The organism is Mesorhizobium sp. M7A.T.Ca.US.000.02.2.1, assembly GCF_003996995.1.
Lineage (GTDB): Bacteria > Pseudomonadota > Alphaproteobacteria > Rhizobiales > Rhizobiaceae > Mesorhizobium.
Window position 1 is genome coordinate 1 of record NZ_RZTT01000333.1, and the last position, 6,755, is coordinate 6,755.

Consider the following 6,755-nt stretch of genomic DNA (forward strand, 5'->3'; position numbering starts at 1 on the left):
ATTTCGAGGTCATCGACACGACGGCGAAATAGAACCGGCTTCGGGTTCTCGCCGCGTCAGCCTCTCAGCCTGCTATCAGCGCCTTGATGCCGTCGGCGACGAATTGCACAGCCAGTGCCGCCAGGATGACGCCAAGCAGACGGGTCAGGATCGAGCGGCCGGTCTGGCCGAGGATGCGGTCTATGCGTTCCGACAGCACGAACACCAGATAGGTGATGGCGAGGCAGACGAAGATGATGCCGACCAGCGCCGCCTGCGCGGCAAAGCCTTGAAACGAGCCGGAAAGCAGCACAGTTGCCGAAATGGCACCAGGGCCTGCGATCAGTGGGATCGCCAGCGGGAAGGCGGCGATGTTGTGGATCATGTCCTTGGTGATGGCGACGTCGCCGATCTTCTCCTTGCGGTCCTGCCGGCGCTCGAACACCATCTCGAAGGCGATGAAGAACAGCAGGAAACCGCCGGCGACGCGGAAGGCCGGCAACGTTATGCCGAACACCGACAGGATCGAGGCCCCGGCAACCGCAAACAGCGCCATCACCAGGAAACCGATGATCGAGGCGCGCACCGAAACCTGCTGGCGCTCCTCGCGGTTCATGCCGCGCGTCACGGCGAGGAACAGCGGCGCCAGGCCGGGCGGGTCGATGGTCACGAGAATGGTGACGAAAGCGTTGAACAGGCTGTCGAAACTCGGCATCTCTGACCCTCCCGCCGGGCTGTGCCCGTGCCAGAATATTGGTAGAGCAAAGCCCGTTCGGTGGGAACCGTTCGTGAGAAAGTGGTTGATGCGGGACAGAGGGCAGCGCGAAGGATCGCGACGCTTTTATTCTGGGCTGCTGCAATCCTCGGAGATCAAACCGCTCGCCGCGCCAGGAACTCGACTTCCAGCCGCCATGTCGCGCCATTGTCTTGCGAGCGTTCGCCCAGCCAGCGGAAGGAGTTTTCGGTGATGCGTGAAAAGCTCCAGCGTACCGAGCTGCCGGTGTCGTCGGCGCCCACTTGCACGATCGTGTCACCCTCGGCGCGGCCGAGCTGGCGGCTGAAATACTGGTTGCGCGGGTCGCTCCAGAAGATGTGCCAGCCATCCGCGCCGGGATCATAGACGCGCAGCGTCGTGCCGTAAAAAGTCCATGTGCCCAAGGATGGCGATGGACCGGCGTCCCGCGCGGGCAGGATCCACACGTCCTGGATCGCCCGGCCTTCCAGCACCCAGCCGAAATGCACCTCGCCACGCCCTGTCAGCACAGTGCCGTCCTCGAGGTGGCGCGAGGCCTCAAACGTCCAGGCGCCGACGAAGCGGCCGTAAAGGCTCAGTTTTTCGGCAAGCCCTTCGATCGGTCCGGAGCTATGCAGGGCTTCGGCAAACGAGGATTGATCGAACATGGCTGCGGTCTCTTCTTGTCAGGAGACCGTTAGGAGTAGGCGGTGACGGGGTTCTGAGCTTGGGAAAAATTGCTATATTTCGACTATGACGACGACCACGCATAGTCTCGCATTCGGAGCCGGTTGGCACGTGACGGACGTCATTTGCACGGCCGGCGCCGGCGACCGGCCGTTCGAGGAAGCGCATCAGGATTTCTGCGTCGCTGCGGTCACCAGCGGCACGTTTCGCTACCGCGCCCAGCAAGGCACGGCGATGCTGGCGCCCGGCGCGCTCCTGCTCGGCAATCCCGGCACATGTTACGAATGCGGGCACGAGCATGGCAGCGGCGACCGTTGCCTCTCGTTCCATTTCGATCCGGCCTACATGGAACGAATCGCAGCTGGCGTGCCGGGCACCAGGAAGCTGGCTTTCAAGGCGGCGCGCCTGCCGCCTTTGCCGGTACTGGCGCCACTCCTGGCCGAGGCGGAGACCGCGCGCGAGATGGCCGACATCGACGCCTTCGAGGAACTTTCCCTGCGCTTGGCCGGTGCTGCCGTGGCTACAGCCTCTGGCGCTACGCATGTCGGGCGCGCGCCGAGCCGCCGCGATCAGAAACGGGTGGCCGAGGCAGTGCGGCGGATCGAACTGGACGCCGATGGGCCGGTCTCGCTTTCAGCACTTGCCGATGAGACGGCGACCAGTCCGTATCACTTCCTGCGCATCTTCCGGCAGGTGGCGGGCATGACGCCCTACCAATTCCTGCTCAGGACGCGATTGCACAGGGCGGCGGTGCGGCTACGCCTGTCGAACGATGCGGTCTCGGCGATCGCCTTCGAGGCAGGCTTCAACGATCTGTCGACCTTCAATCGTCGTTTTCGGCGGATCATCGGGGAGACGCCGGGCCAGTATCGCAGCCGCCGTGGCGCATGGGCCGTTTCTGCTTCGTGAATCGGCCCCGTGCCCGCCAAGGCAGACACGCAGGCTTTTGCGTCAGGGCGGCGAAAACTGCCTTGGCCATATCGTCGCAATCAGCGGTATCCATTTGAAATTACCACCGAAAATGACACTGGAAAAGTGCCGTGAAGGTTGGAGTTTCGGGCTTGCTTCCTATATAAGCACCAAGTGATTCCTGATTAGATTGTGATCCGATTTGACCGACCAGAAGACACCGCGCGGCGCCGACGGCGGCCCCACCGGCATCGAGCCGATATCCATCGTCGAGGAGATGCAGCGCTCCTATCTCGATTACGCTATGAGCGTGATCGTCAGCCGTGCGCTGCCGGACGTGCGCGACGGCCTGAAGCCGGTGCATCGCCGCATTCTCTTCGCCGCCCATGAGAGCGGTTACCACTGGAACCGAAAATATGTGAAGTCGGCGCGTCCTGTCGCCGACGTGATGGGTAAATACCATCCGCATGGCGACGCCTCCATCTATGACGCCTTGGTGCGCATGGCACAGGACTGGTCGCTGCGCGTTCCGTTGATCGACGGGCAGGGCAATTTCGGCTCCATCGACGGCGATCCGCCTGCGGCGATGCGCTACACGGAAGCGCGGCTGACCAAGGTCGCGCACGAGCTTTTGGAGGATATCGACAAGGATACCGTCGATTTCCAGGACACTTACGACGCGTCGGGCAGCGAACCGAAGGTTCTGCCGGCACGGTTTCCCAACCTTTTGGTCAACGGCTCGGGCGGCATCGCCGTCGGCATGGCGACCAACATTCCACCGCATAATCTCAGCGAAATCTGCAACGGCGCCATCGCCCTCATCGACAATCCGGCGATCGACCTGCCGGCGTTGATGGAGATCATTCCGGGACCGGATTTCCCCACCGGCGGCATCGTGCTTGGCCGTTCGGGCATCTACAACGCCTATTCGACCGGCCGTGGCTCCATCGTCATGCGCGGCAAGGTCAACATCGAACAGCGCGGCAACGACCGCGAGTCGATCATCATCACCGAGGTTCCCTACCAGGTGAACAAGTCGTCGATGATCGAGAAGATGGCTGAACTGGTGCGCGACAAGCGCATCGAGGGCATTTCCGATATCCGCGACGAGAGCGACCGCCAGGGCTACCGCGTCGTCATCGAGTTGAAGCGCGACGCCGTTGCCGACGTCATCCTCAACCAGCTCTACCGCTTCACGCCGCTGCAGACCTCCTTCGGCGCCAATATGGTGGCACTGAACGGCGGCAAGCCGGAAGTGATGAACCTGACCGATATGCTGAAGGCGTTCGTCGCCTTCCGTGAGGAGGTGATCACAAGGCGGACGAAATTCCTGCTGCGCAAGGCGCGCGACCGCGCCCATGTGCTGGTCGGTCTCGCCATCGCAGTCGCCAACATCGACGAGATCATCAAGCTGATCCGCACCGCGCCGGATCCGCAGACGGCGCGTGAGCAGTTGATGGAGCGGCGCTGGCCCTCTGGCGACGTGGAATCGCTGATCCTCCTGATCGATGACCCGCGTCACCGGATCAACGAAGACGGCACCTACAATCTGTCAGAGGAACAGGCGCGCGCCATCCTCGAACTGCGCCTGCAGCGCCTGACCGCGCTCGGCCGCGACGAGATCGCCGACGAGTTGAACACGATCGGCGCCGAAATCATCGATTACCTGGACATTTTGTCGTCCCGCGCGCGCGTCCAGCAGATCGTCAAGGACGAGCTTGCCGCCGTGCGCGACGAGTTCGGCACGCCGCGCCGCACCGAACTCACCGACGGCGGTTCGGACATGGAAGACGAGGACCTGATCCAGCGCGAGGACATGGTCGTGACGGTGAGCCATTCCGGCTACATCAAGCGCGTGCCGCTGTCGCTCTACCGGGCGCAGCGTCGCGGCGGCAAGGGCCGCTCCGGCATGTCGACCAAGGAAGAGGATTTCGTCACCCGGCTGTTCGTGGCCAACACCCATACGCCGGTGCTGTTCTTCTCCTCGCGCGGCATCGTCTACAAGGAAAAGGTCTGGCGGCTGCCGATCGGCAATCCGCAGTCACGCGGCAAGGCGCTGATCAACATGCTGCCGCTGGAGCAGGGCGAGCGCATCACCACCATCATGCCGCTGCCCGAGGACGAGGCCAGCTGGGGTGAACTTTACGTGATGTTCGCCACCACGCGCGGCACCGTGCGCCGCAACGATCTATCCGACTTCGTCCAGGTCAACCGCAACGGCAAGATCGCCATGAAGCTGGAGGAAGAAGGCGACGAGATCCTCGGCGTCGAGACCTGCACCGACAAGGACGACGTGCTGCTGACCGCCAGTTCCGGCCAGTGCATACGCTTCTCCGTCGGCGACGTGCGCGTCTTCCAGAGCCGCAATTCGGTCGGTGTGCGCGGCATAACCATGGCCGAGACCGACCGCATCATCTCGATGTCGGTGATAGAGCATGTCGATGCTTCGCCAGCGGAACGCGCCGCTTACCTGAAGCGCGCGGCGGCGGAGCGGCGGCTTGCCACGGAAACGACCGGCGAAGAGGAAGAGATCGCGCTGACCAATGAGGAGATCGGCGAGGAGACGGAGCTTTCCGACAACCGATACGAAGAGCTCAAGGCGCACGAACAGTACGTGCTGACGGTCACCGAGTTCGGCTACGGCAAGCGCTCGTCGTCCTATGATTTCCGGCTGACCGGACGCGGCGGCAAAGGCATCCGCGCCACCGATGTGTCGAAGGCAGCCGAGATTGGCAGGCTGGTGGCGACGTTCCCGGTCGGCAATGACGACCAGATCATGCTGGTGTCGGACGGCGGCACCGTCATCCGGGTTCCGGTCAACGGCATCCGTTTCGCCAGCCGCGCCACCAAGGGCGTGACCATCTTCAACACGGCTGAAGGCGAAAAGGTGGTTTCGGTCGAGCGGATCTCGGAACCGCAAGCGGACGAAGAAAGCGATGAGACGGTCGAGGGCGGTGCTGATGCCGCTCCGGCGCCTGACGCCGGTCCGGAGGGTGCGGACTAAGTCCGGCACCCGGGTTGTGACATAGCAACGCCGGCCAGGTGGCCGGCGCGGCAGCAAGTTCAGGCTTTATCAGTAGTGACGATATGGCTTGCGCGGGCCGAAGCCTTCGAAGCGCTTGGTGTTTGCCTTGACGCGGATGCGTTGCGCCTCCTGATGCAGCCCAAATACGGTGGCGATCAGCATGGCGACGGTCATTGCGGTGGCGAGCATGTAGATCAGCATGTGCGTGTTCTCCTGCGCCTAACAACGGATAGATGGGATTTTGGTTTCATCTTATTAAGGTGCAACCTAGTGAACGCTGCGTGAAGGCTTCGTGATCAGCGTGTTCATCTGTCGTTCATGTGCCGGAAAAGGTTCACGGCCGGCGCGCCGATCGGATTTGCCTTTGCGAGAGAGGCTCGCTAGAGCCTGTTCCATCTTGATGGACGGAAGACGGAACAGGCTCTAGCTTTCATTTGAGCATGATCTCTAGGACAAACGAAAAACCGTTTGTCCGCAAAAACCGGTTTCCACTTTTTGGGATCATGCATTAGAAGCACCTGCCATGACTGAACGCATTGCCCTCTATGCCGGCTCCTTCGACCCGCTGACCAACGGCCATCTCGATGTGCTGAAGGCCTCGCTGGCCGTGGCCGATATCGTGTATGCGGCGATCGGCATCCATCCGGGCAAGCAACCGCTGTTTTCCTTCGAGGAGCGGGTGAAGCTGATCGAGACGGCGACGAAGACGGAATTCGGCAGCGACGGTGCCCGCATCAAGGTCGTCGCCTTCGACGGGCTGGTCATCGACGCCGCCAGGAAGCAGGGCGCCTCGATCATGATCCGCGGCCTGCGCGACGGCACCGACCTCGACTATGAGATGCAGATGGCCGGCATGAACGAGACCATGGCGCCTCAACTGCAGACGGTTTTTCTGCCCGCCAGTCCTTCGGTACGCACCATTACCGCCACACTTGTTCGCCAGATTGCCTCGATGGGCGGCGACATTCGCCCCTTCGTGCCGGCGGCGGTTGCCGGTGCGCTCACAGCCAAGTTCAAGAAGTAAGTTTTCGGAGAAAACCATGCAGCTGAAAAAGCTAGCCTCGTTCCTTGTCGTGCTCGCCGGTCTTGTGGCCGCGTCGGTCTCGGCTTTCGCCGCCGACCCGGAAAACACAATGATCATCACGCTGAAGGACGGCGACGTCACCATTGCGCTGAGGCCCGATCTGGCGCCAAAGCATGTCGAGCAGATCAAGAAGCTGGTGCGCCAAGGCGCCTATGACAACGTCGCCTTCCACCGCGTCATCGACGGCTTCATGGCGCAGACCGGCGACGTCAAGTTCGGCAATATGAAAAAGGGTTTCAGCGCCGAGGCCGCCGGCACCGGCGGTTCCGACCTGCCCGACCTGCCGGCCGAATTCTCACAGACCGAACATTATAAGCGCGGCGTGGTCGGTATGGCCC

Annotated in this window: 7 protein-coding genes; 4 read left to right on the top strand and 3 right to left on the bottom strand. The window is 62.4% G+C overall.

Annotation, left to right across the window (positions count from 1 at the left end):
• Positions 1-64 precede the first annotated feature (64 nt).
• Positions 65-694, bottom strand: coding sequence for a MarC family protein (locus tag EOD15_RS25310; protein ID WP_013531832.1), 630 nt, complete (start codon positions 692-694; stop codon positions 65-67).
• 155 nt (positions 695-849) lie between these two features.
• A complete protein-coding gene (locus EOD15_RS25315) occupies positions 850-1,380 on the bottom strand; it encodes a hypothetical protein (protein ID WP_127323253.1) in 531 nt (176 codons plus the stop codon).
• A gap of 85 nt (positions 1,381-1,465) precedes the next feature.
• Between EOD15_RS25315 and EOD15_RS25320 the strand changes: the two genes are divergently transcribed.
• Together EOD15_RS25320 and gyrA are read left to right on the top strand one after the other, a co-directional pair.
• Entirely contained in the window at positions 1,466-2,308 is an 843-nt protein-coding gene (locus tag EOD15_RS25320; RefSeq protein ID WP_127408951.1) for an AraC family transcriptional regulator, read from the top strand.
• Positions 2,309-2,510: 202 nt separating this feature from the next.
• Positions 2,511-5,312: a DNA gyrase subunit A gene (gene gyrA, locus EOD15_RS25325; protein WP_127396842.1), complete on the top strand. Its 2,802-nt coding sequence runs from the start codon at positions 2,511-2,513 to the stop codon at positions 5,310-5,312.
• Between the two features lie 69 nt (positions 5,313-5,381).
• Here gyrA and EOD15_RS25330 read toward each other — a convergent pair whose 3' ends face one another.
• Entirely contained in the window at positions 5,382-5,534 is a 153-nt protein-coding gene (locus tag EOD15_RS25330) for a hypothetical protein (RefSeq protein WP_081714296.1), read from the bottom strand.
• Positions 5,535-5,856: 322 nt separating this feature from the next.
• On the opposite strand from EOD15_RS25330, the gene coaD reads away from it, so the two are divergent.
• Positions 5,857-6,357 carry a pantetheine-phosphate adenylyltransferase gene (coaD, locus tag EOD15_RS25335; RefSeq protein ID WP_127272529.1) on the top strand — a complete coding sequence of 167 codons (501 nt, stop codon included), beginning with the start codon at positions 5,857-5,859 and terminating at the stop codon, positions 6,355-6,357.
• Positions 6,358-6,373: 16 nt separating this feature from the next.
• The coding region (locus tag EOD15_RS25340) for a peptidylprolyl isomerase (RefSeq protein ID WP_127408952.1) at positions 6,374-6,755 on the top strand (382 nt) is incomplete at its 3' end.

Bases quoted from the DNA above. Each gene is read 5' to 3' on its own strand.
- EOD15_RS25320 (WP_127408951.1), top strand. From the start codon at position 1,466: ATGACGACGACCACGCATAGTCTCGCATTCGGAGCCGGTTGGCACGTG.
- coaD (WP_127272529.1), top strand. From the start codon at position 5,857: ATGACTGAACGCATTGCCCTCTATGCCGGCTCCTTCGACCCGCTGACC.
- EOD15_RS25310 (WP_013531832.1), bottom strand. From the start codon at position 694: ATGCCGAGTTTCGACAGCCTGTTCAACGCTTTCGTCACCATTCTCGTG.
- EOD15_RS25315 (WP_127323253.1), bottom strand. From the start codon at position 1,380: ATGTTCGATCAATCCTCGTTTGCCGAAGCCCTGCATAGCTCCGGACCG.
- EOD15_RS25330 (WP_081714296.1), bottom strand. From the start codon at position 5,534: ATGCTGATCTACATGCTCGCCACCGCAATGACCGTCGCCATGCTGATC.